This window comes from Tardiphaga sp., assembly GCF_044336785.1.
In the GTDB taxonomy this organism is placed as follows: domain Bacteria; phylum Pseudomonadota; class Alphaproteobacteria; order Rhizobiales; family Xanthobacteraceae; genus Tardiphaga.
In genome coordinates this window covers 70,822-94,636 of the sequence record NZ_JBIIOT010000007.1, presented here as the reverse complement: position 1 = coordinate 94,636, position 23,815 = coordinate 70,822, and the positions used below count along the sequence as shown (strand labels likewise).

The 23,815-nt window shown below is 61.4% G+C and carries 26 protein-coding genes; 9 read left to right on the top strand and 17 right to left on the bottom strand.

All coding sequences use genetic code 11. The annotated features are described in order from the left end of the window. Positions 1-166 precede the first annotated feature (166 nt). The 7 genes from ugpA to ACIQ2A_RS03945 all read left to right on the top strand — a co-directional run bounded on the left by ugpA (position 167) and on the right by ACIQ2A_RS03945 (position 5,393). A complete protein-coding gene (ugpA, locus tag ACIQ2A_RS03975) occupies positions 167-1,048 on the top strand; it encodes a sn-glycerol-3-phosphate ABC transporter permease UgpA (protein WP_398475978.1) in 882 nt (293 codons plus the stop codon). Continuing rightward, positions 1,048-1,896, top strand: coding sequence for a sn-glycerol-3-phosphate ABC transporter permease UgpE (gene ugpE / locus ACIQ2A_RS03970; RefSeq protein WP_398475976.1), 849 nt, complete (start codon positions 1,048-1,050; stop codon positions 1,894-1,896). The genes ugpA and ugpE overlap by 1 nt, the downstream gene beginning before the upstream one ends. Before the next feature lies 1 nt (position 1,897). After that, positions 1,898-2,977, top strand: a complete 1,080-nt coding sequence (locus ACIQ2A_RS03965) for a sn-glycerol-3-phosphate import ATP-binding protein UgpC (protein ID WP_398475974.1) — start codon at positions 1,898-1,900, stop codon at positions 2,975-2,977. 158 nt (positions 2,978-3,135) lie between these two features. Continuing rightward, the gene (locus ACIQ2A_RS03960) at positions 3,136-3,561 is read left to right on the top strand and encodes an Hsp20 family protein (RefSeq protein WP_398475995.1); all 426 of its coding nucleotides are present in this window, start codon (positions 3,136-3,138) and stop codon (positions 3,559-3,561) included. A 52-nt stretch (positions 3,562-3,613) separates the two neighbouring features. After that, positions 3,614-3,883 (top strand): DUF1150 family protein, encoded by a 270-nt coding sequence (locus tag ACIQ2A_RS03955; protein ID WP_398473396.1) that lies wholly within the window; start codon positions 3,614-3,616, stop codon positions 3,881-3,883. 359 nt (positions 3,884-4,242) lie between these two features. After that, a complete protein-coding gene (locus tag ACIQ2A_RS03950) occupies positions 4,243-4,863 on the top strand; it encodes a hypothetical protein (protein ID WP_398475972.1) in 621 nt (206 codons plus the stop codon). Positions 4,864-4,895: 32 nt separating this feature from the next. Next, positions 4,896-5,393, top strand: a complete 498-nt coding sequence (locus tag ACIQ2A_RS03945) for a hypothetical protein (protein WP_398475970.1) — start codon at positions 4,896-4,898, stop codon at positions 5,391-5,393. Between the two features lie 129 nt (positions 5,394-5,522). Here the strand turns inward: ACIQ2A_RS03945 and ptsN are convergent, their stop codons facing one another. The 7 genes from ptsN to ACIQ2A_RS03910 form a co-directional block, all read right to left on the bottom strand. Then, positions 5,523-5,984: a PTS IIA-like nitrogen regulatory protein PtsN gene (gene ptsN / locus ACIQ2A_RS03940; protein ID WP_398472966.1), complete on the bottom strand. Its 462-nt coding sequence runs from the start codon at positions 5,982-5,984 to the stop codon at positions 5,523-5,525. A gap of 224 nt (positions 5,985-6,208) precedes the next feature. Continuing rightward, positions 6,209-6,814, bottom strand: coding sequence for a ribosome hibernation-promoting factor, HPF/YfiA family (gene hpf, locus ACIQ2A_RS03935; protein ID WP_398475968.1), 606 nt, complete (start codon positions 6,812-6,814; stop codon positions 6,209-6,211). Positions 6,815-6,874: 60 nt separating this feature from the next. Continuing rightward, positions 6,875-8,554 (bottom strand): RNA polymerase factor sigma-54, encoded by a 1,680-nt coding sequence (rpoN, locus tag ACIQ2A_RS03930; RefSeq protein ID WP_398475966.1) that lies wholly within the window; start codon positions 8,552-8,554, stop codon positions 6,875-6,877. A gap of 105 nt (positions 8,555-8,659) precedes the next feature. Next, positions 8,660-9,658 carry an LPS export ABC transporter ATP-binding protein gene (gene lptB, locus ACIQ2A_RS03925; RefSeq protein ID WP_398475964.1) on the bottom strand — a complete coding sequence of 333 codons (999 nt, stop codon included), beginning with the start codon at positions 9,656-9,658 and terminating at the stop codon, positions 8,660-8,662. 126 nt (positions 9,659-9,784) lie between these two features. Then, complete coding sequence (locus tag ACIQ2A_RS03920) at positions 9,785-10,459, bottom strand: LptA/OstA family protein (RefSeq protein ID WP_398475961.1); 675 nt, start codon at positions 10,457-10,459, stop codon at positions 9,785-9,787. Positions 10,460-10,473: 14 nt separating this feature from the next. Then, entirely contained in the window at positions 10,474-11,220 is a 747-nt protein-coding gene (lptC, locus tag ACIQ2A_RS03915) for an LPS export ABC transporter periplasmic protein LptC (protein WP_398475959.1), read from the bottom strand. A gap of 166 nt (positions 11,221-11,386) precedes the next feature. Next, positions 11,387-12,001, bottom strand: a complete 615-nt coding sequence (locus tag ACIQ2A_RS03910; protein ID WP_398475957.1) for a ribonuclease D — start codon at positions 11,999-12,001, stop codon at positions 11,387-11,389. A gap of 115 nt (positions 12,002-12,116) precedes the next feature. Here ACIQ2A_RS03910 and ACIQ2A_RS03905 point away from each other — a divergent pair, with 115 nt between their 5' ends. Next, on the top strand, positions 12,117-12,980 hold the full coding sequence (locus ACIQ2A_RS03905) for an NYN domain-containing protein (protein ID WP_398475993.1): 864 nt from the start codon (positions 12,117-12,119) through the stop codon (positions 12,978-12,980). Positions 12,981-13,001: 21 nt separating this feature from the next. Here ACIQ2A_RS03905 and ACIQ2A_RS03900 read toward each other — a convergent pair whose 3' ends face one another. From ACIQ2A_RS03900 to ACIQ2A_RS03855, 10 genes are all read right to left on the bottom strand, one after another. Then, positions 13,002-14,678: a thiamine pyrophosphate-binding protein gene (locus ACIQ2A_RS03900; RefSeq protein ID WP_398475955.1), complete on the bottom strand. Its 1,677-nt coding sequence runs from the start codon at positions 14,676-14,678 to the stop codon at positions 13,002-13,004. A gap of 48 nt (positions 14,679-14,726) precedes the next feature. Further along, positions 14,727-16,229: a tripartite tricarboxylate transporter permease gene (locus tag ACIQ2A_RS03895; protein ID WP_398475953.1), complete on the bottom strand. Its 1,503-nt coding sequence runs from the start codon at positions 16,227-16,229 to the stop codon at positions 14,727-14,729. After that, the gene (locus tag ACIQ2A_RS03890) at positions 16,226-16,675 is read right to left on the bottom strand and encodes a tripartite tricarboxylate transporter TctB family protein (RefSeq protein WP_398475951.1); all 450 of its coding nucleotides are present in this window, start codon (positions 16,673-16,675) and stop codon (positions 16,226-16,228) included. The genes ACIQ2A_RS03895 and ACIQ2A_RS03890 overlap by 4 nt, the downstream gene beginning before the upstream one ends. Positions 16,676-16,748: 73 nt before the next feature. Continuing rightward, the gene (locus tag ACIQ2A_RS03885; protein ID WP_398475949.1) at positions 16,749-17,714 is read right to left on the bottom strand and encodes a Bug family tripartite tricarboxylate transporter substrate binding protein; all 966 of its coding nucleotides are present in this window, start codon (positions 17,712-17,714) and stop codon (positions 16,749-16,751) included. A 60-nt stretch (positions 17,715-17,774) separates the two neighbouring features. Next, positions 17,775-19,199, bottom strand: a complete 1,425-nt coding sequence (locus ACIQ2A_RS03880) for a UbiD family decarboxylase (RefSeq protein WP_398475946.1) — start codon at positions 19,197-19,199, stop codon at positions 17,775-17,777. A gap of 115 nt (positions 19,200-19,314) precedes the next feature. Continuing rightward, positions 19,315-19,851, bottom strand: coding sequence for a TIGR02444 family protein (locus ACIQ2A_RS03875; protein ID WP_398475944.1), 537 nt, complete (start codon positions 19,849-19,851; stop codon positions 19,315-19,317). Positions 19,852-19,882: 31 nt separating this feature from the next. Beyond that, positions 19,883-20,476, bottom strand: coding sequence for a UbiX family flavin prenyltransferase (locus ACIQ2A_RS03870; protein ID WP_398475991.1), 594 nt, complete (start codon positions 20,474-20,476; stop codon positions 19,883-19,885). Between the two features lies 1 nt (position 20,477). After that, positions 20,478-20,858 (bottom strand): cupin, encoded by a 381-nt coding sequence (locus ACIQ2A_RS03865; RefSeq protein WP_398475942.1) that lies wholly within the window; start codon positions 20,856-20,858, stop codon positions 20,478-20,480. A gap of 53 nt (positions 20,859-20,911) precedes the next feature. After that, positions 20,912-22,411 (bottom strand): 4-hydroxyphenylacetate 3-hydroxylase family protein, encoded by a 1,500-nt coding sequence (locus tag ACIQ2A_RS03860; RefSeq protein WP_398475940.1) that lies wholly within the window; start codon positions 22,409-22,411, stop codon positions 20,912-20,914. Between the two features lie 40 nt (positions 22,412-22,451). Further along, complete coding sequence (locus tag ACIQ2A_RS03855; RefSeq protein WP_398475938.1) at positions 22,452-22,982, bottom strand: flavin reductase family protein; 531 nt, start codon at positions 22,980-22,982, stop codon at positions 22,452-22,454. Between the two features lie 298 nt (positions 22,983-23,280). Here ACIQ2A_RS03855 and ACIQ2A_RS03850 point away from each other — a divergent pair, with 298 nt between their 5' ends. Then, positions 23,281-23,709 (top strand): MarR family winged helix-turn-helix transcriptional regulator, encoded by a 429-nt coding sequence (locus tag ACIQ2A_RS03850; RefSeq protein ID WP_398475936.1) that lies wholly within the window; start codon positions 23,281-23,283, stop codon positions 23,707-23,709. Positions 23,710-23,815: the final 106 nt, after the last annotated feature.

Sequence of the window (23,815 nt, the reverse complement as noted above, 5' to 3'; positions counted from 1 at the left end):
AATGCGATGCTGCGGACGTTCGAGAAGACGGTGAAGTAACTCCTCCTGTCGTCGCCCGGCTTGACCGGGCGACCCAGTAAACACTGACATGCGTGTCTACTGGATCACCCGCTTTCGCGGGTGATGACATAGGAGAATGAGGCGGCTTGGGGGCACGACACACCACATGGAAAAAACTGCGATCTTCGGCAACAAGGCGCTCCCCTATGCGCTGCTGCTACCGCAACTCGTCATCACGCTGGTGTTCTTCTACTGGCCGGCGAGCCAGGCCGTGTGGCAATCCTTCCTGCGCGAGGATGCGTTCGGTTTGAACTCTGACTTCGTCGGGCTGGAGAACTATCAGGCGCTGTTCGCACAGCCCGAATATTACAAGGCGATGGTCACCACGCTGGTGTTCTCGTCGCTGGTGGCGGCGCTGTCGCTGTCGATCGCGCTGCTGTTCGCGACCCAGGCCGACAAGAACATCAAGGCCGCGCCCGTGTTCAAGGTGATGATGATCTGGCCGTATGCCGTGGCGCCGGCCGTCGCCGGCGTACTGTGGCTGTTCATGTTCCATCCGACGCTCGGCACGCTGGCGCGGCCGATGCGCGTGCTGGGCATGAACTGGAATCCCCTGCTCAACGGCAATCACGCCATGGCGCTGATCGTCATGGCCGCGGTTTGGAAGCAGATCGCCTATAATTTCCTGTTCTTCCTCGCCGGCCTGCAATCGATCCCGCGCAGCGTGCTCGAAGCCGGCGCCATCGACGGCGCCGGGCCGCTGCGCCGGTTCTGGACCATCACCTTCCCGCTGCTGTCGCCCACCACCTTCTTCCTGCTGGTGGTGAATGTCGTCTATGTGTTCTTCGACACATTCGGCATCATCGATGCCGTCACCGGCGGCGGCCCCGCGGGATCGACCACCACCATGGTCTACAAGGTCTATGCCGATGGCCGGCTCGGCGGCGATCTCGGCGGGTCCGCGGCACAGTCGGTGGTGCTGATGGTGATCGTCATCGCATTGACGGCGATCCAGTTCCGCTATGTCGAACGCAAGGTGCAATACTGATGGTCGAGCACCGCCGCTGGAATGACATCGTCGCCTATCTGATCCTCACGCTCGGCGTGCTGCTGGTGGTCTTCCCCGTCTATGTCGCGCTGATCGCCTCGACTCACGACGCGGCCACCGTGGTCAACGGCAACATGCCGATGACGCCGGGCAGCCACACCTGGGACAATTACTATCGCGCCATCTTCGTCGGCGGATCGCGGGCCAGCCGCGAGCCGGTGGGCACCATGCTGATCAATTCCTTCATCATGGCGATGGGCATCGCGCTCGGAAAGATCTTCATCTCGATTCTGTCGGCCTATGCCGTGGTGTATTTCCGCTTCCCGTTCCGCAAGACGGCGTTCTGGATCATCTTCATCACGCTGATGCTGCCCGTCGAGGTGCGCATCTATCCGACCTACAAGGTGATCGCCGACCTGAAGATGCTGGACACCTATGGCGGGCTGATCCTGCCGCTGATCGCATCGGCCACCGGCACGCTGCTGTTCCGGCAGTTCTTCATGACGATTCCGGAAGAGCTGCTGGAAGCCTCACGCATCGATGGCGCCGGCCCCTATCGCTTCTTCAAGGATACGCTGCTGCCGCTGTCGGTGACGACCATGGCGGCGCTGTTCGTGATCCAGTTCATCTATGGCTGGAACCAGTATCTGTGGCCGCTGCTGATCACCACGCAGGATTCGATGCAGACCATCGTCACCGGTATCAAGAAGATGCTGACCACGACGGACGAACTCGCCGAGTGGCAGCTGGCGATGGCTACGGCGATCCTGGCCATGCTGCCGCCGGTGGCGGTGGTGATCTTCATGCAGCGGCTGTTCGTGCGCGGCCTGGTCGAGACGGAGAAATAACATGGCCAGCGTGACCCTGCGCGATATCAGGAAGACCTATCCCGGCGGCTTCGAAGCCATCAAGGGCATCGGCTTCGACATTCCCGACGGCCAGTTCTGCGTGCTGGTCGGACCAAGCGGCTGCGGCAAGTCAACACTGCTGCGCATGGTGGCGGGGCTGGAGACGGTGACATCCGGCGAGGTCGATATCGGTGGCCGCGTTGTCAACCAGGTGGAGCCGGCGGATCGCGACATCGCCATGGTATTCCAGAACTATGCGCTCTATCCGCATATGACCGTCTACAACAACATGGCCTATGGGCTGCGCAATCGCGGCATGGCAGCGCCCGAGATCGATACCCGCGTGCGCGAGGCGGCGCAGACGCTTGAACTTGCCACCATGCTCGACCGCAAGCCGCGGCAGCTCTCCGGTGGCCAGCGCCAGCGCGTCGCCATGGGCCGCGCCATCGTGCGGCAGCCAAAAGTGTTTCTGTTCGACGAACCGCTGTCCAATCTCGACGCCAAGCTGCGCGTGGCCATGCGCGTGGAAATTCGAAAATTGCAGCGCAGACTGAAGACCACATCGATCTATGTGACCCATGACCAGCTCGAAGCGATGACGCTCGCCGATATCCTCGTGGTGATGAACGGCGGCGTGGTCGAGCAGATCGGCAGCCCGCTCGATATCTACAGCAAGCCGAGAACGACCTTCGTCGCCTCGTTCATTGGCGCGCCACCTATGAACCTGATCAAACTGCGCGACGATGCGCTCAGCGCCGCTGTGGCAGGCACCGGCGCCGGCATTCTCGGCGTCCGCCCCGAAGATCTCGTCCTTGCGGATGCCGCTCCGGAGGGCGGCATTGCGCTGGATCTCACCGTGGAGACCATCGAGCGTGTCGGTGCCGAGACCTATGTCTACGGCTCCCGCGCGGGCCGCGAGGCGGCGGTCAGCAGCACGCCAGGCGAATTGCCCGAAGGGGAAATGATCGTCCGCATCCCTGGACTGGACGCCCCGGCCATCGGTGCCCACATCCGTGCCGTGGCCCCCCGCGGAAAACTGCACCTGTTCTCGGCCGACGGTCGGACGCGGATCGAAAGCTGATCCATTTCAACCTGTTGACACTGTTTACCCTGCAATCGGCGGGTGCTTGAACCGGACCGGCCGATCCCCATATCTTTGGCAGACCGGTTGGCACAGTGCTGATCGGCCAGGGGTGCCGTAAGGGCCCCTCAAAGTCGCTTCGAGAGGGCTTTGTACCGATGTCTCGTGTTCCTTCGTTGTCCAGTCCGTTCCTGTTGGGGTTCGACGAGATCGAGCGTGCGCTCGACCGTGTCGTCAAAGGTGCCGACGGCTATCCTCCCTACAATATCGAGCGGTGCGACCGTGAAAACGGCCAGCCGGAGAAGCTGCGGATCACGCTGGCGGTGGCCGGCTTCACCCGCGAGCAGCTCGATGTCACCACCGAGGAAAACCAGCTCGTCATCCGCGGCCGCCAGCAGGACGACAAGACCCGGCAATACATCCATCGCGGCATCGCCGCGCGCCACTTCCAGCGCACCTTCGTGCTGGCGGAGGGGATGCTGGTGCTGGGTGCGGATCTGAGGAACGGGTTGTTGTCCGTTGATCTCGCCAGGCCTGAGCCTGAAAGGGTCATTAAGACAATCGCTATCAATGAGCACGAATAATACGGAACTAGTAGCGGACTCGACCGCTTGAATCTTTGTAGGAGTCGAGACGATGACTGAAGTTGAAATTGCTGCCGTGAAGAATCCTTCCATCACCACCGAAGCGCTGGCGCATCTGGGCGAGGGTTTGATCGCTTATGTGAAGCCCGTACGCTCCGAGGACGTGCCTGGCCTGTTTCCGCAGGCGCCAGAGATTGCGCCGGGATTGCAGCTGTTCGCGCTGCACGCCGCCGATGGCACCCCGATCATGCTCACCGATAGCCGCGAGACGGCGATCGCGAATGCATGGAGCCAGGAATTGCAGGCCGTCAGCGTTCACTGACGTCATGCCAAACGCGTGGGATGGGTTGAGCGAAGGCGCGAGCCGGAGCGATACCCATCACTGCACGCTCCGTGTCTGTGGTGATGGGTATCGCTACGCTCAACCCATCCTACGACCTGCCTGCATGGGTATGTATTTAACCCACGATCAATCTTCCCGCGGCATCCTTGCTGCGCCGAATCGATCCGCCCGCGCCGATCGACATTCATAGAACTGATCCCCCCATCACATTCAATCTGAACATCGGCTGCGATGCCTCTATCGCGGTTGATTGCATCGCCTGTCAGCGCGAAGCGAATGGTGACCACGCATTCACCATGACTTGAGAAAGTCAGGTCATGACGAGATTCGAGGTCACCATGACTGAATCACTGGTTGAATCGCCACAGGCTCACATCGTGAAGATCGAGAGCCTGTTGCATAGCTTCAGCACGACGCATGCCAATGACAATGTCGCGCCATCCCGCAGCCGCCGCTTCGACGGCCGGCCGGTTGTCGCGGCCTGTCTCGCCTTCTTCGTCTTCGCGCCAGGCTGCGCCGCAGCCGCTGCTTTCCTGTTGCGCAGCGACGGCACTGTGCCGCCGCTGGTGACATCAGAGAGTATCCCTGCACTCGCGGCGAAATCCGACCGCCTGCCGCTCGAACAATGGAGCGCAGAAGCAAGCGAACGTCTCGGCGCACAGCAGGATGTCCGCGCCGCCGCTGCGATCATCGCCGAAGATGCAAGATTTCTTCAGCCCATGGTGATCCGCGGCAGCCTCGAAGACGGCACCATCACAGTCATCCCCGTAGCAGCCGTCAGCGAAACCATTGTTAGCGAAGCGCCCGCTGCCACCGAGCCAAGCGCCGCGCCTGCAAAGCCACGCGCCAAGCGACAGGCGCGACGCGCTCCTCCCATTCGCGTGGCAGAAGCCCCGCCGATACCTGAACCTCCAGAACCAACCTTCTTCGAAAAACTATTCGGGACGCGTTTCAACTAATTCTGCCAACATCCAAACAAGCGAGTACCAAAATGCAAAACACTGCAGCGATGAATTCGGACGTCAAAGCCCTCCTCACTCTCCTGGCCCTCAAGACCGGCACCACCTCGCCAGAGATCCACCACGCGCTGCAGCTCGCTGCTGCGTCGCGCGTGATGATGGCGGAAGAACATGCGAATCCCGCGCGCGGCCATGCGGATGCCACCGCCAGCAATGTCGCCAAGCTGCGCCCGAATGCGAATATGCCGGAGACCTCCGCTTCCGTGCGCCGCATGAAGCAGAGCGCAGATGCGATGAACTCCGACATCAAGGCGCTGATCACGCTGATGCTGTTGAAGAACGGCGCCGATGCGAACGAGATCCAGACCGCACTGCGCATGGCCGCCGGATCGCGCGCCGCCGCAGCAGCCGAAGAAGCCGAAGCCCAGCGCTTTGACGCACAGCAGAGCGAAGCGAATCCGGAAATGGTAGCCGAGCTGGCAAGCCTCGCCGGTTCGCGCCAGCAGGGCGGCAAGGAATTTGCGGCCTGAGCTGAGCTGTGTGTCTCGACCTGTCGTCACCCGGCTTGACCGGGTGACCCAGTCCACACGGCACGGACAGACTTTACTGGATCGCCCGGTCAAGCCGGGCGACGACAACAGAAAATTACTCGGCTCTTATCACGCCGCCGTCGCGGGCGGCAGTGCGAGCACCGAATAAATCGCCTGCGCATCGCGCGAGGCGCGGAGCTTCTTGGCGACATCCTGGTCACGCAGCAGACGTGCGATGCGCGCCAATGCCTTCAGATGATCCGCGCCCGCACCTTCCGGGGCCAGCAGCAGAAAGACGAGATCGACCGGCTGGCCATCCATCGCCTCGAAATCGATCGGACGCTCAAGCCGCGCGAACAGACCGAACAGTTTGTCGAGCTTCGGCAGCTTTCCATGCGGGATCGCCACGCCATAACCGACCGCCGTGGTGCCGAGCTTTTCACGCTGCAGCAGCACTTCGAAGATCGTGCGCTCGTTCTGTCCGGTCAACGCAGAGGCGCGCGCTGCCAGCTCCTGCAGCGCCTGCTTCTTGCTATTAACTTTCAACGCCGGGAGGATCGCCTCGGGCGCTACCAGATCGGTAATTGTCATCGACCGTTCCGAGGAAAATTGACCGTCCGCGGTGTGTTTGGACCAAGACCGGCAGCGTCAAGAAAAACTGTAAGTGGACATCGTTCCCGGTGACGGATCACGCCCCGGCGGCTTCCGCCTGAAGCGTAGTCTAGCACCGGAAACCCCCATGCGAAATCCATCGACCGGTATAACCCGTCAAAGGCGGCGGACCATATGCATGGCCCGCCGGGGCGTCAATGGCGTCAGGACGGTTTAATCACCGGGGGATCGACCCAGCCGACATTCCCGTCGGTCCGGCGATAGACGAGATTCACCCGCCCCGTGCTGCCATGCTGGAATACCACGACAGCGGCACCCGTGAAGTCGAGCTCCTCCACCGCCTGGCTCACCGAGAAGCGCTTCAGTGACTTGGTCGATTCCGCGATGATGACAGGTTCATAACCACTCGATGCTTCGTCGTCGTGATCGGGCGCTTCGATAATATAGCTCGGCGCATCCAGCGTGGGCGCTGTGAGTTCGGCGAGTTGCTCGGCTTCCGCATGCGCCTTGCGCGCGGAGCGATCCTTCAGCCGGCTCTTGTAGCGACGCAGTCGCTTCTCGATTTGCAACAGCGCCTGGTCGGCGCTCGCATAGGCATCCTGTGCGTTGGATTCGGCTTCGAGCGTCACTCCGGAATCGAGATGCAGAGAACAGTCGGTGCGGAAACCGAAGCCGTCTTTGCTCAGTGTGATGTGCCCGGAATAATTGCCATCGAAATATTTTCGGAGCACTTCATCCGTGCGCTCGGACACACGGCCGCGCAGAGCGTCGCCAACACTGATACTTTTTCCCGAGATGCGAAGGGTCATGCTGATACCTCGATTCGATCCAAGTAGAACCGACAGTATCCCGTTTCCACGGGAGCGCAATCAAGCTGATGCGGTGTCGCGGGACCGGTCGGATGACTTCTCAGAAGATGTCCTGTCGGACGGGGTGGAGGGCGCCTTGAGAGCATTGCCGAGCATGCTTTGCTTGTCACGACGGCGCTGCACCGACGACGGAATCCGCATGGCCTCGCGGTATTTCGCCACGGTACGACGCGCGATATCAATGCCGGTTGCGCGCAAGCGTTCCACGATCGTGTCGTCGGACAGGATGGCTGACGGACTTTCACCATCGATCAATTGCTTGATGTGATGCCGGACCGCTTCGGCCGAATGTGCTTCACCACCGTCGGCGGATGCGATGGACGCGGTAAAGAAGTATTTTAATTCGAAGATGCCGCGATTGGTCGCCATATATTTATTGGCGGTGACGCGAGAAACAGTCGATTCATGCATTTGAATGGCATCGGCAACAGCCTTCAAATTCAGGGGCCGCAGATGCGCGACGCCCTGTGTGAAGAAGCCGTCCTGCTGGCGGACGATCTCTGTCGATACCTTGAGAATGGTTCGCGCGCGTTGATCCAGCGCACGAACGAGCCATGTCGCATTCTGCATGCAATCGGAAAAATACGTCTTGTCGTCGCTCTTGCGGATCGTCTTCGACAATTCGGAATAGTAAGTCTGGTTGACCAGCACGCGGGGCAAAGTGTCGCTGTTCAGCTCCACATGCCAGCCGCCATCGGGGCCAGGGCGCACATAGACATCAGGCACAACTGTCTGCGCGCGCGATACGCCGAACTTCAAACCGGGTTTCGGATCGAGCCTTCGAATTTCGCCAATCATGTCGGTGATGTCGTCGTCATCGACGCCGCAGAGTTTGCGCAGTGACACGACGTCGCGCTTCGCGAGCAGATCGAGATTTTCGATCAAGGCCTGCATCGCCGGATCGTAGCGGTCCTGTTCGCGCAATTGAATCGCGAGACATTCGCTGAGATTGCGCGCGCAGACGCCTGGCGGATCGAAGGTCTGCAGTGTGGTGAGCACGAGCGCGACATCTTCCGCGGATGCACCGAGCTTGTCACCGACATCGCCGAGATCGGCCGGCAGATAGCCGGCCTCGTCGACGAGATCGATCAGGTACTGCCCGATCATGCGCTGCGCCTGCGACGTGAAAGCCACCGCAAGCTGTTCGGCGAGATGATCGCCGAGCGTCACTTCCGCAGCGACGAAGGCTTCGAGATTGTAATCATCATCATTCGACGAACCACCGCCCCATTCGGTATAGGCGGTAGGCGCCGCGTCCTGCGCATTGCGCGCAGCGGCATCAGCGGGCTCTTCGGAAAAAACATTCTCGAGACCGGTGTCGAGGGTCTGCTCGATCTCGCTGCGCGAGCCGAGATCGTTGTTGATCCAGTCGTCGGGCGCCGGCGCGTCGAACCTGCTCTCGCCGCGATCGGCGAAATCGGAACTATCGCCGCCATCCGCCCCGGAACCGTAGTCGTCGGAACGCTCATAGTCGGACCGCTCCGGCACTGGCTCGCCGGCCACCGGGGCTTCCGGCCCGTCATTGGCGCGCTCCAGCAGCGGATTGCGCTCGAGTTCATCCTCGACAAAGGTGGAGAGGTCCAGATTCGACAGCTGCAGCAGCTTGATCGCCTGCATCAGCTGCGGCGTCATCACCAGCGACTGGGTCTGCCGAAATTCGAGTCTCTGCGTCAGCGCCATTGCGGCAAAAACCGATCCAAGAAGAACTGGGCCGAAAATTGGTCCGTTTCTTGCTTAGACCTTTACTGACGTGATGTACACGTCTTGACGAAAGGGAATTTTGGGCTAGAGGCGGAATTCTTCGCCAAGGTAAAGACGGCGCACGTCCGGGTCCGCCACGATCTGTTCAGGCGTTCCTTCCGTCAGGATCTCACCAGCATAGACGATATAAGCGCGGTCCGTCAGGCCCAATGTTTCGCGGACATTATGGTCGGTGATGAGCACGCCGATGCCGCGATTGGTGAGATGGCGCACGAGATCCTGAATATCGCCGACAGCGATGGGATCGATGCCGGCGAAAGGTTCGTCCAGCAACATGTAGTTCGGTCGCGTCGCCAAAGCGCGCGCGATTTCGACGCGGCGGCGCTCGCCGCCTGACAGCGCGATAGACGGAGATTTGCGCAGCCTGGTGACGTTGAACTCGTCGAGCAGCGCATCGAGTTCGTATTCACGCTTCTTGCGGCTCGGCTCGATCACTTCGAGCACGGCGCGGATGTTCTGTTCCACCGTGAGGCCGCGAAAAATGGACGCTTCCTGCGGCAGATAGCCGATGCCGAGGCGGGCGCGCTGATACATCGGCAGCTTCGTGACATCGTGACCGTCGAGCTCGATGGCGCCGCTGTCGGCTCCGACCAGCCCGGTGATCATGTAGAACACGGTGGTCTTGCCGGCACCGTTCGGCCCGAGCAACCCGACCGCCTCGCCGCGGCGAACATAGATGCTGACGCCGCGCACGACCTGGCGCGAGCCATAGGTCTTCTTCACGCCGTGTACCGCGAGATAGCCGGAGCGCGCCTGTTTCGGCTGGGCGACGCCATTGTTGCGCTGACGCGGCGCCTGCGGCGGCGGAACGTCGGGGCGGCGGGCCTGCTGGATGGGTGACGATTGGGCCGCTTGCGGCGCAGCCGTGGCGGCGCGCGACATCGGCGGGGCATCGCGCATGGGCTGGCCGACGAGGCCGCCCATATCGTCCTGCAAAGCGGTAATATCGACCGGCTGGCGCGCAAAACCTTGCGGGCCGCGTTTCGGAGCGCGCCGACGGAACATGCCGAGGAGATCAACCATTCGCGCTACGATTTACCTTTAACGATCGTCGAGTGACACCCGACTATCCGACCCAACAATGGCGATAACGGGTTAACGGGCAGGTTTCAACGGCCGCGCGCAATGCGGGCAGGCTCACGACCTGCACTATTTTTTTGCGCCCGGAATGATGGAGGTTGGTCCGCTGCCGGATTGCCCCGAGCCGGCGGAATCAAACACCGCCTGTACCGGACCAGAGGTCGATTCCACACGCGACGTTCCTGTCGTCATGTCGACAACCAGCCGGTCGCCTCGCAGGATATTCTTCCCTTTTGTCAGCACAACCTTGCCCGACCCGCCCTGCATGGTGACGAGATTCGAGCGCGTGTCGAAAATCGCCGCGTCACCGGTCACGACCTGGTCCTTTTGCGTCACGATCACATTGCCGCGCGCTTCCAGCCGACGGATCGATGACGACCCTCCCGGCCCGGGCTCGGCTGCCTTGATCTGGTTCTTGCCAGCGCCCTTTGCAGGCGCCGCCCCGCCCGACTGTTTCGCAGAATCGCTGCCGTCGTAGAACACCACCAGCGACTTCGATTTCATCGTGGTGTCGCCCTGCACGACTTTGACATCGCCGGTGAAGGTCGCTTCCTTCTGCTTGTCGCGCACTTCCAGCGAGGCGGCCTCGATCTGGATCGGCTGATCGCGGTTCTGCGAAAAGCCCTGCATGGCATTGGGGACGCCTTGCATCGAGCTTTGCGCAATCGCAGCGCCGGCAACACCAATCGCCAGCACCGACAGACCTGCGCCGATCCACCCGCGGGCCGACAAGGAAGATTTCACAACCATCATCACATTCATTTCGTGTGAGCACGCTTGGCGCCATTGGCGCGCGGCTTATCCGGCTCTGCTGGCGCTTTTGCGGCTGGCTCAGGAGCAGGCTCCGCGCCGTTCGGCGTCGGCTGCTCCATCACCAGATTCATCGACACGCCGCCTTCGAATCGCACCACTTCACCATTGTCCGTAATCCGCATCCGCTGCCCGAGCAAAGTGCCGTTGAGCAGCTTCACATCCACCGGCTTGTTGGAATCCACCGTTCCCTTGGCGATATCGACAATGGCTTCGGTCAGCCGCGCCTCGTAGCCTGTGGTGGTCTGCAGGAAAATGTCCTTGGTCAGATGCAGCAATTGCGTCTTGGAATTAAACTGCCCGGTGCGCGCATCAAGGCTCAGCGTCGATTTGTCTTCCATCACGACTTTGGCGCGCAGGATGGACAGTTCGAGATTATCGGGGTCGGTGAGGTCCTGGGTCGCCGCCTTGGCCCAGAGTTCATAAGGCCGGCCATCCGGCGAGAAACCGGCCAGATGCGGCGTCTCCATGGTGATCTTGGTGCCGGAGACGACCAGATTGCCGATATCGACCGGCAATTTGGTGAGAATCCGGAACGGATTGAACACCGAAATGCCGACAATGACCGCCATCGACAGCAGCACGATGGCGGGGACCGCAATGCGCAGCAGGCGCACGAAGCGGCTATGGCGCGCCGCGGCTTTGAACCGCGCCTCCATGGTCACTTCGTAACGATCGACCTGAACTGAACTCACCGCTGCTCCAACGGGCCGGCTTCCATCCGCCGCCCGGCATCGGCGGATATTCTACGCTGAATTGTGCCGTTTTGCAGCCCCACGCACCCAGAACGAGGAGTTTGGCCGAAACACGGCAGCGCGATCGGCCAATGGCCGACCGGTGGCACAGTGCCGCAGGCTGGATTCAGGAATGGGCGAAGATGTCTTCTTCTTCCCAGCCCGACAGATCGAGCTTGGCCCGGCTCGGCAGAAACTCGAAACAGGCCTGCGCCAGTTCGGTCCGCCCTTCCCGCGCCAGCATCACATTCAGCTTTTCGCGCAAAGCATGGAGATGCAGCACATCCGACGCTGCATAGGCCAGCTGCGCATCGCTCAGCGTCTCGCTGCCCCAGTCGCTCGACTGCTGCTGCTTCGACAGGTCGACGCCCAGGACTTCGCGCACGAGGTCCTTGAGACCATGGCGATCCGTATAGGTGCGGCACAGGCGCGAGGCAATCTTGGTGCAATAGACCGGCTGCGGCATCACGCCGAGCGCATTATACAGCGCGGCCAGATCGAAGCGGGCGAAATGGAAGATTTTCGTCACGCCGGCATCGCCGAGCAGCTTCTTCAGGTTCGGCGCATCGGTGTGTCCCTGCGGGATCTGCACCACATCGGCACTGCCGTCGCCCGGCGAGAGCTGAACCACGCACAGCCGATCACGATGCGGATTGAGCCCCATGGTCTCGGTGTCGATGGCCACCGAATTGGTGTAGCGGCTCAAATCCGGCAGATCGCCGCGATGCAGGCGGATGGTCATGGTCTCAAAGGCCTCTGTCAGCGCCCACGATTCGAGGGCTTTGGGCGACTTTATCGCGGAAACCTGTCAGACTGAAACCTCATTGATCCGCAAGCGGAACGTGCAGAGGTCGCCTATGAACGTCGCCCAGCAGCGCCTGCCTCGCTTCGCCGTCCTGATCGATGCCGACAACACCTCTCCCCAGATCGCGGCAGGACTATTCGAGGAAATCTCCAAATTCGGGGAAGCCAGCGTTCGCCGCATTTACGGCGACTTCTCGAGCTCGCAGCTCCGCTCCTGGGCCGACATCCTGCAAAAGCACGCCATCGATCCCTATCAGCAGTTCGCTTACACGAAGGGCAAGAACGCATCTGACATCGCGCTCGTCATCGATGCGATGGACCTGCTGCACAGCGAACGCTTCGACGGATTTTGCCTGGTCTCCTCCGACAGCGACTTCACCCGCCTGGCGTCCCGGCTGCGTGAGCAGGGCGCGGATGTCTATGGCTTCGGCACGCGCAAGACACCGGAGAGTTTTCGTCAGGCTTGCCGGCGCTTCATTTATACGGAAAACCTGATGCCCGAGCGGCCGGTGGCCGCAACGGAGCAGCCGCCGGTCGTCGCAGCCTCGAAAAGCCCCACTGCGGCCATTCCCATTCTGGAACGGGTGATTGCCCAGCTCGGCAGCGAAGAAGGCTGGGTCAATCTGGATCGGCTCGGCGAGCAACTGCCCAATTTCGTCTCGGACTTCGATACGCGCACCTATGGTTTCAGGAAACTGAGCGATCTCGTGCGCAAGGCCGAAACATTCGAGGTCGAGAAGACCGATGCTGGTCGGCTGCGGGTTCGGGTCAGACCAACGGCCACGCAACCCAAGCCGTCGGCCTCGACTGCGACCGCCCCGGACCTGGAAGTGCAAAAAACAAAGCGCCGAAAGAAGACGTCGAAACGGAGCGCAAAAGCCGGCGACACAAACGGGGATGTCGCCAGCAAGAAGTGACGCCGTCCCAACGGCCCGACCTTACATGCGCCGGTCCGGCGTCAGCTGGTTGCGATTGACGCGCAGTTCGATGATGGCCGGGCCCTTCGCCGCCACCGCACGCGCAAATGCTGCGGGAAACTCCTGATGCGCATCGATGGCCTCGCCATGGGCGCCGTAGGACCGCGCCAGAGCAGCGAAATCAGGATTGAGCAGATCCGTGCCGCTGGGCCGATTCGGGAAATGCAATTCCTGATGCATCCGGATCGAGCCATACATCGTGTTGTTCACGATGATAATGACGACCGGCAACTGCTGCTGCACCAGCGTGGCAAAATCCTGCGAGGCCATCATGAAACAGCCGTCGCCGGCGAGACAAACCACCCGCCGCTCGGGATAGCGCAGCTGCGCCGCGACCGCAGCTGGCAGGCCATAGCCCATCGTGCCGGATTTCGGCGCGATCTGCGTCCCCAGCTTGCGGTAGCGATAGTAGCGGTGCAGCCAGATCGTGTAGTTGCCGGCGCCATTGGTGACGATCGCGTCATCCGGTAGCTCCGTATTCAGATGATCGATGACCGTCGCCATGTCGAAGGGTGGCGCATCGGTGCGCGGCGCCTGGTAATCAACATAGGCCTGGCGTGATTCCGCGCGCCAGTCCGCCCAGGCCTTGCTGTGGAGCGGCGCAAGTTTCGCCAGCGCCTCGGCGAAACGCGCTGAATTGGCGGGAATTCCGAGGGTCGGGACATAGACGCGGCCAAGCTCTTCCGGACCCGGAAAGACGTGGATCAGCACCTGCTGCGGCGTCGGGACATCGAACAGCGTGTAGTGATTGGTGGTGACGTCGCCGAGCCGGTCGCCGATCACCAGCAACAGATCCGCAGTCTTCACCCGCGCCATCAGAGGCCGGCTGCAGCCAAGGCTGATATCGCCGATATATTGATTGCTGCGATTGTCGAGCACATCCTGCGAGCGGAATCCGGCAACGACCGGCAGATCATTGCGCTCGACGAAAGTCCGGAACTGATCGACGGCCTCCGGTGTCCAGCCGCAATTGCCGACGATCACCAGCGGGCGCTGCGCTTTCTGCAGCAAGGCGTGAATGTCGGCCATCTGCGCGTCCGACGGCCCGGCCTGAATGACCGTGGTGGGGGCAGCATCGGCGACTTCACTGACGGAGCTCAGAACGTCCTCCGGAATCGACAGCACGACCGGACCCGGCCGCCCCTGCATGGCCACATGAAATGCGCGGCTCACCAGTTCCGGGATGCGATCGACTGAATCGATTTCGACTACCCATTTGGTCATGTCGTCGAAGGTGCGGACGTAATTCATTTCCTGAAACGCCTCGCGGCCGAGATGGCTGCGTGGCACCTGGCCAATGATCAGGATCATCGGCGTCGAATCCTGCCAGGCCGTGTGCAGGCCGAGTGCCGCCTGCATGGCGCCGGGACCGCGGCTGACGACACAGATGCCCGGCCTGCCGGACAGCTTGCCATCGGCTTCGGCCATGTGAGAGGCCGTGGTTTCGTGCCGGCAAACGATGAAGCGGATACCGGCATCCGGCTCGTAAAGCGCGTCAAAGATCGGCAACGCGCTCTCGCCGGGGACACCGAACATCCGGTCGGCGCCGTTGCGGCGCAGGGCGGCGACGAGAATCTGACCACCATTACGTTCGCCCGCTTTGGCGGCGACCGACCGGACCGGCTGGTGCTTGTTCATGGGATATCTCGTCCTGATTTCATCCGCGCGATCGCCAAATCGCCGGCATCACTCCTGAAACACTTCCTGCCGCCGCTTGCTGATCGACGGCATCACCATCGAGATCAGCAAGGCCGCGGACAGCAACAGCAGCACAAGGCTGATTGGCCGCTGCAGGAACACCATTGGATCGCCATGCGACGTGATCAGGCTGCGGCGGAAGTTCTCCTCCACCATCGGACCGAGCACGAAGCCCATCAGCAGCGGCGCCGGCTCGGCATCGAGCTTGCGCAGGATGTAGCCGAGGGCGGTGAAGCCGACGGTCATGTAGATGTCGAAACTCGAATTGTTGACCGAATAGACGCCAATCGCGCAGACCACCACGATGACCAGATAGAGGATGCGGTAAGGCACATTGAGCAGGCGGACCCACAGGCCGATCATCGGGAGATTGATGATCACCAGCATCGCATTGCCGATGAACATGCTGGCGATCAGGCCCCAGAACAGGTCGGGCTGACGCGAGATGATGGTGGGGCCGGGCGCAATGCCGTGCAGGGTCAATGCACCGACCAGCAAAGCCATGGTGGCGCTGGTCGGAATACCCATCGTGAGCAGCGGCACGAAGGATGTCTGTGCAGCGGCATTGTTGGCTGATTCAGGCCCGGCCACGCCTTCGATGGCGCCATTGCCGAACCGCTCCGGGGTTTTCGACACGCGCTTCTCGAGCGCATAGGACGAGAACGATGCGATGGTAGCGCCGCCGCCGGGAAGAATGCCGAACAGCGTGCCCAGCAGGGTCCCGCGCGTCACCGCACCCCAGGCGCCGCGCAGCACCTTGAGCGACGGCCAGATGCTGTTGATCTTCGAATGATTGACGATGCGGGTGAAATTGTTCTCGAGATTCGAGATTACCTCGGCAACGCCGAACAGACCCATCACCAGCGCGACAAAATTGATGCCGTCCGACAGCTCGATGAGGCCGAAGGTCATGCGCGCTTCGCCGGTATTGATGTCCATGCCGACCATGCCGAGCAGCAGGCCGAGAAAGATCATCGCCACCGCGCGGAATGGCGAGCTATTGGCCAGCACCACCGCCGAAACGAGACCGAGCACCATCAGCGAAAAATAATCCGGCGACGCGAATTTCTGCGTCATCAATGCCAGTGGCGGTCCGAGCAGCGCGATCACCACGGTGCCGAAGCAACCGGCGATAAATGAACCGATGGCGGCAATCGCCAGCGCCTCACCGGCGCGGCCCTGCTGCGCCATCTTGTAACCGTCGATGGCCGTGACGACCGAGGTGGATTCACCGGGGATGTTCACCAGGATAGCGGTGGTGGAGCCGCCATACTGGGCGCCGTAATAGATGCCGGCGAGCATGATGATGGCACCGACCGGATCGAGCGCGTAGGTGGCCGGCAACAGCAGCGAGATCGTCGCCACCGGACCAAGCCCCGGCAACACCCCGATCAGCGTGCCGCAAATCGCGCCAAGCAGGCAGAACACCAGATTCAGCGGGGTCGCGGCGACGGAGAAACCGTGACCGAGCGCAGCAAAGACATCGATCATGGCAGCACATTCACCGGAATCTTGAGGAGCCAGACAAAGATGATCGACGACGCGATCGCCAGCACCACGCCGGTGATGACGCTGGCCGGCCAGGTCGTCTCACGCGATGCGAAATGCGCGAGACCGACCTGCGCGAGGATCGCGATGATGAGGCCGGCACGCTCGACCAGAAGGCCGAATGCGGCAAAGGACAGCAGGATGAAAAACAGCGGACGCAGATGGATCGCGCCGACGGGAACACCGGCGGTGGTCAGGCCCTTCACCACCATCACGAGGCCCATGCCCAGCAGGATCAGCGCCAGACCGAGCGGGAAATAGCCCGGTCCCATATCGAGCACGGTGCCGATGGTCAGCGTGCGGATGTAGAGAAGGGCGATCGTGGCAACGACGACGAGGAGCAAGCCGGTGTAGAAGTCCGAATTGCCACGTTGTGCGAGGGATTTCATGGCGCGCTCCCGTGCCGACGATTGAAATGATGGGCGACGACACAGCAGTGGTCGCCGCCCATCCGGCTTGTTGTCAGGTCTTCTTGTCGGAGATTTCCTTCAGCAGCGTGCGCCACTGCTCGACTTCCTTGCCGATCTGCGCGGTGTATTCCTCCGGCGTGGTGAACACCGTCGATGCACCGGCGACCGCCATGTTCTTCTTCACGTCCGGATCGGCCGCCATCTTCTTGAGGGCCGCCGAAACCTTGGCGATGACTGCGTCCGGCGTCGATGCCGGCGCCATGATGCCATTCCACGATTCCACGGCGTAACCGGGCGAGACGGTTTCGGCGACCGTCGCCACCTTCGGCAGGAACTCGCTGCGGGTCGCCGAAGTCACGGCCAGTGCACGCACCGTATTGGCTTCGATCTGCGGCAGCGCATCGGTCATGTTGGTAAAGGACAGATTGACCTCACCCGAAACCACGGCGGCCGTGGCAGGCGATCCGCCCTTGAACGGCACATGGGTCATCTTGGTGCCGACGCGGGCATCGAACAGGGCCACCGAGAAATACATCAGGCCGCCGGCGCCGCTGGAGCCATAGGTCAGCTTGCCCGGATTGGCCTTCGCATATTTGACCAGGTCTTCCATCGAATTAATCGGCAGCGACGGATTCACGATCACCGTCTGCGGGATGGTACTGACCACGCTGATCGGCTTGAAGCTCTTGATCGGATCATAGGACGTGGTCTGCGCGACGGGCGCGATGGAAATTGCGCCTACGCTGCAGACGCACAGCGTGTAGCCGTCGCCGGGCGATTTCGACACCAGATCGGAGCCGACAATGCCGCCGCCACCGGGCCGGTTCTCGACGATCACGGTCTGGCTGAGTTCTTTCTCGAGGAAACGCGCCGTAATTCGGCCGACCGCATCGGTATAGCCACCAGGCGCATAGGGCACCACGAGCTTGATCGGCTTGCTCGGCCACTCCTGCGCGGACGCAACCGTGGCAGTCAGTCCAGTGCCCACCAAAAGGGCCGCTACGAGAAATCGCTTCATCGGTGTTTCCTGCTGATTGAGAAAGTAACGCGAAGGCTTCGAATGTTTTGATGTCAGAGACTATGCAATGTTCGTTCCCACCAGACCGAGCGCCAGCGTTGCCTTGTCTTCACCCGTGGTGAAATGGCTGAGCTCGATATCGGTCTTGGCGAATTCGACGCGACGGAACGTGGCCTGATCCTCGAACGGCACCGTGGCGTCGATGCCGAGCTTGGTGCGGATGCCTTCCTTGCTGACGCGGACGTATTCATGGCCGCGCGCGCCGGGAATCAGGATGAGATCGCTCGACGCTTCCATGCGCGTAGCGACGGCATATTCGACATCGACGGGATCGCGGATATCGATGTCATGATCGACCACCGTGATGAGGTCGAGATCCTTCAATGCACCGAAGGCGGCGAGAATGGCATTGCGCTGCAAACCATTATGCTGGCGACTCTGCTTCTTGACCTGGATGATCGCATGGAAGCGATGCAGGCCACCGGAGGTCATCTCCACATCGGTGACGATCGGGATCGCCGACTGCAACACCTTGAGCAAGCTCGCTTCGAGCACATATTTGCGCAGGATGATGGTTTCGCGACCGAAGCCGTTGATGACGTGATAGATCGGGCGCAGGCGATGGGTGACGGCCGTGATCTTCAGCACCGGCGCATCGGCGGCGGGCGCAGCGAAGCCGACGAATTCGCCGAACGGCCCTTCCGGCGCGACATCATCGACGGAAATCTCGCCTTCCAGCACGAATTCACATTCGGCCGGAACGATCATGTCCTGCGAAACAGCCTTCGTCACCGTCAACGGCTTGCCGGCCAGACCACCCGCAACGGCGAGCTCGTCCGCGTGCTCCGGCATCTGCGAGCCCATGGTGGCCGCCGTGAAATGCAGCGCGAGATCGGTGCCGATGCACACCGCCACCGGCAACGCCTTGCCACGGGCTTTCGCGCGATCGAAAGCGAGACGGAGATGACGACCGAAATCGAGCTTGATGGCCACGCGATCAGGTCCCAGCAGCTGCAGCCGGTGATAGGAGGCATTATAGATGCCGGTTTCAGGATCTTTCACCACCACGATGCCGGACGTGATGTAGCGACCCGCATCCCCCGGCGCATGAAACAGCGCCGGCAGCAGCTTGGCGATGTCGAAGCCGGTCTTCAACACGACCTCTTGCGACGGCGCGTTGCTGATGACTTCGGGCGGGAGCGGGCCGCCCATCGCGCGCTGCACCAGACCACGGATGCCATTGAAATCGAGGCCGAATGCCGCCTCGCAGTTTTCCTTCGAGCTGAGCAGATTTCCGATCAGCGGAACGTCGTAACCTTTGACCGATGGAAACAGCAGCGTCTGCTTGCCGTCATGCTTCTTCAGCACCGCCGCGATCTCGAGATGGGGATCGGCCGTCTTCTCGAAAGTCAGAATGCGATCGTTCTTGGCGAGACGCGCGAGCGCCGAGCGAAAGCGGGTGTCGAGAATCTGCGGCTGCGTCATTTTGTTCTTGTCTCGCGTGATCACGTAATTGCGAACAACGATAGCTAAGCAACAAAGGTAGTCAAGCTCGCTCGGTAGGCACCTCTGACTAATTTGTCAGCGTGCACTGCATCATTTACTCGGATTTATCAGCAGCTGAGAGAATTGTATCAATGGCAGATTGCATCGTCGCAACACGATGCGCATCCGCGTCACCGAGGAAATGCCGCACGACAGAACGCATCACGTCGCAGACCTCGTCGCGTGTTGTGGAGCGATCCAACGCTGTCTTGCGCTGCAACCAGCCTGCCAGCAGATCGTTTTCCAGACGCTCGGCCGCAAGCTCGCTCGCCTTGATCTGCGACCGCAACTGTTCTGTTTCGTCGGACGGCGCCGGCATCGGGCCGGATTTCAGCGTCGTGCGCAGTGCACGCAGCGGACGGATGATCTGCTCGCGCCAGGCGCGACAGGCCGTGTCCATATCTTCGATGTCGGATTGGCTGAGGCGGATGCGTCGCTCGACCGCGGCAAAACTGGCCACCAGCAGCAACATCACATCGACACCGGCATCGGCCTGCAGTTTCAGGCACGCGTCCGAAACGCCGGGCCTGGCGTAAAGCCGGAGGGCGAAAGCCCAGCTTTCGGCAGCGATTGTTCGATTATCGCCCGTCATCGGCCAGATACCGCAAATGACGGGTGCGCATTCATGCAATATCCCGCGGCTTGCCGGCGCCGAGCCCTTCCCAGCGGCTCACCACATCCGTCTGTATATCAAACAGATCGAGAACGCGGCCGAGGGTCTGATCGACCATCTGCTCGAGGCTGGCGGGTTTGGCATAAAAGGCAGGGACAGGCGGATAGACGATGGCGCCGATTTCGGTGACGGCCGCCATGGCCTTGAGATGCCCGAGATGCAACGGCGCCTCGCGCGCCATCAGCACAAGACGGCGCCTTTCCTTCAACACCACATCGGCGGCGCGCGTGACCAGCGACGACGTCACGCCGGTGGCGATTTCCGCCAGACTGCGCATGGAACATGGCGCGATGACCATGCCCATGGTTTTGAACGATCCGGACGATATCGTTGCGCCGATATTGTCCGCCTGATGCACGACGTCGGCGAGATCGACGACGTCGGAGACGGAGAGATCAAGTTCCTGGGTCAGCGTGATTTTCGCCGACCGACTCAGCACGAGATGCGTCTCGACATCCGTCGCCTGCAACAGCCGCAGCAGGCGGACACCATAAATGGCGCCCGACGCTCCGGTTATGGCAACGATCAGACGTCGCGGCGCGATCTCAGGCTGGATCGAAATAGTGGATCTCCATCAGCACGCAGCCGCCCACCGACTTGAACGGGCCATGGAAGACGCCCGGCGGACGAACCGCATAGGTGTTCGGCTGGAAGCTCTCACCGCCATTGCCCTGCTTGTCGTTGCCGACGATCAGATCGCCGGTGAACAGGAACACTTCTTCCCAATATTCATGCACGAAAGGCTCGGTGGTGTACACGCCCGGCTCGAAGCGAAGCAGGCGGGTGCGGCTGCCCTGCTTGTTCGGCTCGTCGAGCGCGCCGGACAGGATCTTCTGCTGGATGCCGGCGGGATAACCGGGCGGCGTTTCCCAGCCCGACGACATGTCGATGGTGCGGAATTCGTCGTGAATCTTGTTAACGGCCATGATGGTTGTCCTGACGTAGCAGATTAAGACTTCGCAGATTAAGACTCGGCAGCTTAAGCAACGGCGCGGGGTGCCGCGACGGGCTTGCCGCCGGTGGTGAGTTCATCGGCAAGGTCATAGCTCGCCAGCATCTTGTCGAGCAACGCCGTGGCCTGCGCCCAGTCATATGTGCGGAACGCATGGCCCTTGGTGACGAAGGTCGCGCCCGCGAAGAACATCTCATATTGCGAGTGGCGCGAGGCGAATTCGGAGCCGACCGCATCCCAGGCGAGCTTGTAGAATTTCACCTTGTCGACGGCGCTGGCGGCCGGCGACTGCTGGGTCTTGCCGATCAACGACGCCAGCTCCGGATTCCCAAAATCCTTCACCGAGGACGGCAGCATAATCATGCCACCGCCGGCGAGTTCACGCAGCGTGTTGATGACCTTGGCATAGAGCTGCTGGGTCAGAACCTGCGCGCCGTAAAGCAGCCCGCGATCCGGCACGAAATAGGGGCCGCGTTGGGCGCCCTTGGCTTCCATGCCGAGCACGAAGGCTTCGACCATGGACACTTCCGCGGCGAGCTGGCCGAGCATTTCCTTAACTTGCGGGAAGCCGATCACGCCATTGGTCTCGGCGGTGCGATGCGCGATGCCGATCAGGAAACGCAGTTTCACCGACAGGCGGATCATCGCCTGGTAATTCTGATAGGAATGCGCCGGCGTTGCGTGGAACTGCTTCTGGCACATCGCGATGTCCTGATCGATGAACACGCGATCCCACGGCACCTTCACATCGTCGAAATACAGGACGGCGTCGTTCTCGTCGAAGCGGCTGGCCAGCGGGTTGTCGAACACCGACGTCGCCGACGCCTCGTACGACTTACGCGACAGGATCTTGAGACCCTTCGTGTTCATCGGAATCGCGAAGGACACCGCATATTTCTCGTCGCCGGGCTGCAGTGGCTGGATGCAGGTGACGAACACTTCATTGGCCATGATGCCGCCGGTGGCCAGCATCTTGGCGCCGCGGATCACGAGGCCATCGGCATCGCGCGAAAGTACGCCAGCCGACAGATAGGGATCGGCCTGCTGGGCTGCGCTCTTGGAGCGGTCGGCCTGCGGATTGATGATCACATATGTCAGATAGAGATCGTTGTCGCGGGCGTAACGATAGTAGTCGGCCAGCGCCTTGGCGCGGTCGGCATTGTAGGCCTCGAACACCTCAAGACCCATGAACATGCCGGCAATGCAGGAGGCGACGTGATCCGGCGCGCGGCCCATGAAGCCGGCATGCAACTCGGTCCAGGCTTCCAGGCCGGCACGGCGCTTCTTCAGCGCGTCATAGCTGCCGGGCAGTTCCCAGATGCGGTTGGCGCGGGTGCCGGTTTCGGTCTCGAACGTCATCAGGTCGCGATTTTCGGGTGCGCTGTGAAAATCGAACATCTTCCCCACCGAAGCGACGGCGCCGCGATAGGCGGGGTGGGTGGTAACGTCCTTGACGAGCTCGCCGTCGAGGTAAACCTCGCGGCCGTCGCGCAGGCTGGCAATGTGCTGTTCGCCGGTCTTGATCATGCTGTCCCTCGAAACTTCCGAACTTTCGTCGTGCCAACTCTTAATAGTGCATGGGGAGCGGCCATTCCGGGCTACGCTCCGTATCCTTGAGGCTGCGATAGGCCCCGCGAAAGAAGACCAGCGGCTCATTGGCCGGATAGGCCGAGAACTTCACCACGCGACCCACGAAGATGACGTGGTCGCCGCCGTCATATTGCGCATAGGGCGCGCATTCGAAATGCGCGAGCGCGCCAGCAATCAGCGGCGCCGCTTCGTGGCCCAGCGTGTGTTCCACGGCTTCCCACTTGTCGCCCAGCGCCCGCGCGAACTTGTTCGACAGATGCTCCTGGTCGCGGCCCAGGATATTCACGGCATAACCCTTGGCCTCGGTCATCGCCTTGAGGCTGAACGCCTTGCGATCGATGGAGAACAGGATCAGCGGCGGATCGATCGACACCGAGTTGAAGGAACTCATGGTCAGCCCGATCGGCTGCCCACCGGCGCCTTCGGCGGTGATGACAGCAACGCCGGTAGCGAACTGCCCGAGCGCCTGGCGGAAAGCGCGGGGATCCACGTCCGCAGTCACGCTCATGAGACCTTCTCCTGACCGGAAGCCATTAGCTTTGATACAAAGCTATATTATCGAGCGATGATGCCCTGTCAAGCATGGCAGGGCTGCTATCAAACTGTCGATGCGAACTTGTTTGCTAGTAAGCGGCCCGCTATACGACTCATAGGTGTGCGGGGACCTGATGGCGACGAAGAGCAAATCAAAGAAAATTCGAGCCGAACTGACCATTTCACGGCCACAATTGATGGTCGATGGGTCGGATCGGGCGTTTCGGCAATTCTTGCATGACACATTGGCGTTTTCGGCACGGCTGCAAGCCGTGCGGGGCCAACTGGGTGCCGTGATCGGCCTGTCAGGCACGCAATATACGGTGCTGATCGCCATTTCTCATTTGAGTAGTGGAGATGAGAAAATCGGCGTCAATCAGGTCGCCGAGCATCTGCATTTCAGCGGCGCCTTCATCACCATCGAGATCAACAAGCTGGTGGCCGCCGGCCTGGTGGAAAAGGAAACCGACGCGGACGATCGCCGCCGGGTCATCCTCACCACGACGCAGAAGGCCCGCGCACTGCTCAACGAATTGGCACCGGTGCAACGCCCAGTGAACGACATGCTGTTCCGCGCCATGTCCGCCGCCGATTTCGAACGCAACCGCAAGCTGATGTCCGACATGGTCGATGCGGCGGATGAGGCGATTCGCTTGCTGGACTACAATGCGCCGAAGGGGCCGGGCAAATCCGGCAAGTAAGCCGCCTTCACAAACTCTCCCTCATCCTGAGGAGCGGTCGTCTCCGACCGCGTCTCGAAGGATGGCGGCGCACTCCATTCATGGTTCGAGACGCGCACCAAGTGGC

Excerpts from the sequence above, each read along its gene's own strand:
- ACIQ2A_RS03860 (WP_398475940.1), bottom strand. The coding sequence starts at position 22,411 with ATGATCAAGACCGGCGAACAGCACATTGCCAGCCTGCGCGACGGCCGC.
- ACIQ2A_RS03890 (WP_398475951.1), bottom strand. The coding sequence starts at position 16,675 with ATGAAATCCCTCGCACAACGTGGCAATTCGGACTTCTACACCGGCTTG.
- ACIQ2A_RS03905 (WP_398475993.1), top strand. The coding sequence starts at position 12,117 with ATGAACGTCGCCCAGCAGCGCCTGCCTCGCTTCGCCGTCCTGATCGAT.
- ACIQ2A_RS03910 (WP_398475957.1), bottom strand. The coding sequence starts at position 12,001 with ATGACCATCCGCCTGCATCGCGGCGATCTGCCGGATTTGAGCCGCTAC.
- hpf (WP_398475968.1), bottom strand. The coding sequence starts at position 6,814 with ATGACCCTTCGCATCTCGGGAAAAAGTATCAGTGTTGGCGACGCTCTG.
- lptB (WP_398475964.1), bottom strand. The coding sequence starts at position 9,658 with ATGGTTGATCTCCTCGGCATGTTCCGTCGGCGCGCTCCGAAACGCGGC.
- ACIQ2A_RS03960 (WP_398475995.1), top strand. The coding sequence starts at position 3,136 with ATGTCTCGTGTTCCTTCGTTGTCCAGTCCGTTCCTGTTGGGGTTCGAC.
- ptsN (WP_398472966.1), bottom strand. The coding sequence starts at position 5,984 with ATGACAATTACCGATCTGGTAGCGCCCGAGGCGATCCTCCCGGCGTTG.
- rpoN (WP_398475966.1), bottom strand. The coding sequence starts at position 8,554 with ATGGCGCTGACGCAGAGACTCGAATTTCGGCAGACCCAGTCGCTGGTG.
- ACIQ2A_RS03885 (WP_398475949.1), bottom strand. The coding sequence starts at position 17,714 with ATGAAGCGATTTCTCGTAGCGGCCCTTTTGGTGGGCACTGGACTGACT.
- ACIQ2A_RS03855 (WP_398475938.1), bottom strand. The coding sequence starts at position 22,982 with ATGAGCGTGACTGCGGACGTGGATCCCCGCGCTTTCCGCCAGGCGCTC.
- ACIQ2A_RS03900 (WP_398475955.1), bottom strand. The coding sequence starts at position 14,678 with ATGAACAAGCACCAGCCGGTCCGGTCGGTCGCCGCCAAAGCGGGCGAA.
- ACIQ2A_RS03955 (WP_398473396.1), top strand. The coding sequence starts at position 3,614 with ATGACTGAAGTTGAAATTGCTGCCGTGAAGAATCCTTCCATCACCACC.
- ugpE (WP_398475976.1), top strand. The coding sequence starts at position 1,048 with ATGGTCGAGCACCGCCGCTGGAATGACATCGTCGCCTATCTGATCCTC.
- ACIQ2A_RS03895 (WP_398475953.1), bottom strand. The coding sequence starts at position 16,229 with ATGATCGATGTCTTTGCTGCGCTCGGTCACGGTTTCTCCGTCGCCGCG.
- ACIQ2A_RS03865 (WP_398475942.1), bottom strand. The coding sequence starts at position 20,858 with ATGGCCGTTAACAAGATTCACGACGAATTCCGCACCATCGACATGTCG.
- ACIQ2A_RS03965 (WP_398475974.1), top strand. The coding sequence starts at position 1,898 with ATGGCCAGCGTGACCCTGCGCGATATCAGGAAGACCTATCCCGGCGGC.
- ACIQ2A_RS03945 (WP_398475970.1), top strand. The coding sequence starts at position 4,896 with ATGCAAAACACTGCAGCGATGAATTCGGACGTCAAAGCCCTCCTCACT.
- ugpA (WP_398475978.1), top strand. The coding sequence starts at position 167 with ATGGAAAAAACTGCGATCTTCGGCAACAAGGCGCTCCCCTATGCGCTG.
- ACIQ2A_RS03950 (WP_398475972.1), top strand. The coding sequence starts at position 4,243 with ATGACTGAATCACTGGTTGAATCGCCACAGGCTCACATCGTGAAGATC.
- ACIQ2A_RS03880 (WP_398475946.1), bottom strand. The coding sequence starts at position 19,199 with ATGACGCAGCCGCAGATTCTCGACACCCGCTTTCGCTCGGCGCTCGCG.
- ACIQ2A_RS03875 (WP_398475944.1), bottom strand. The coding sequence starts at position 19,851 with ATGACGGGCGATAATCGAACAATCGCTGCCGAAAGCTGGGCTTTCGCC.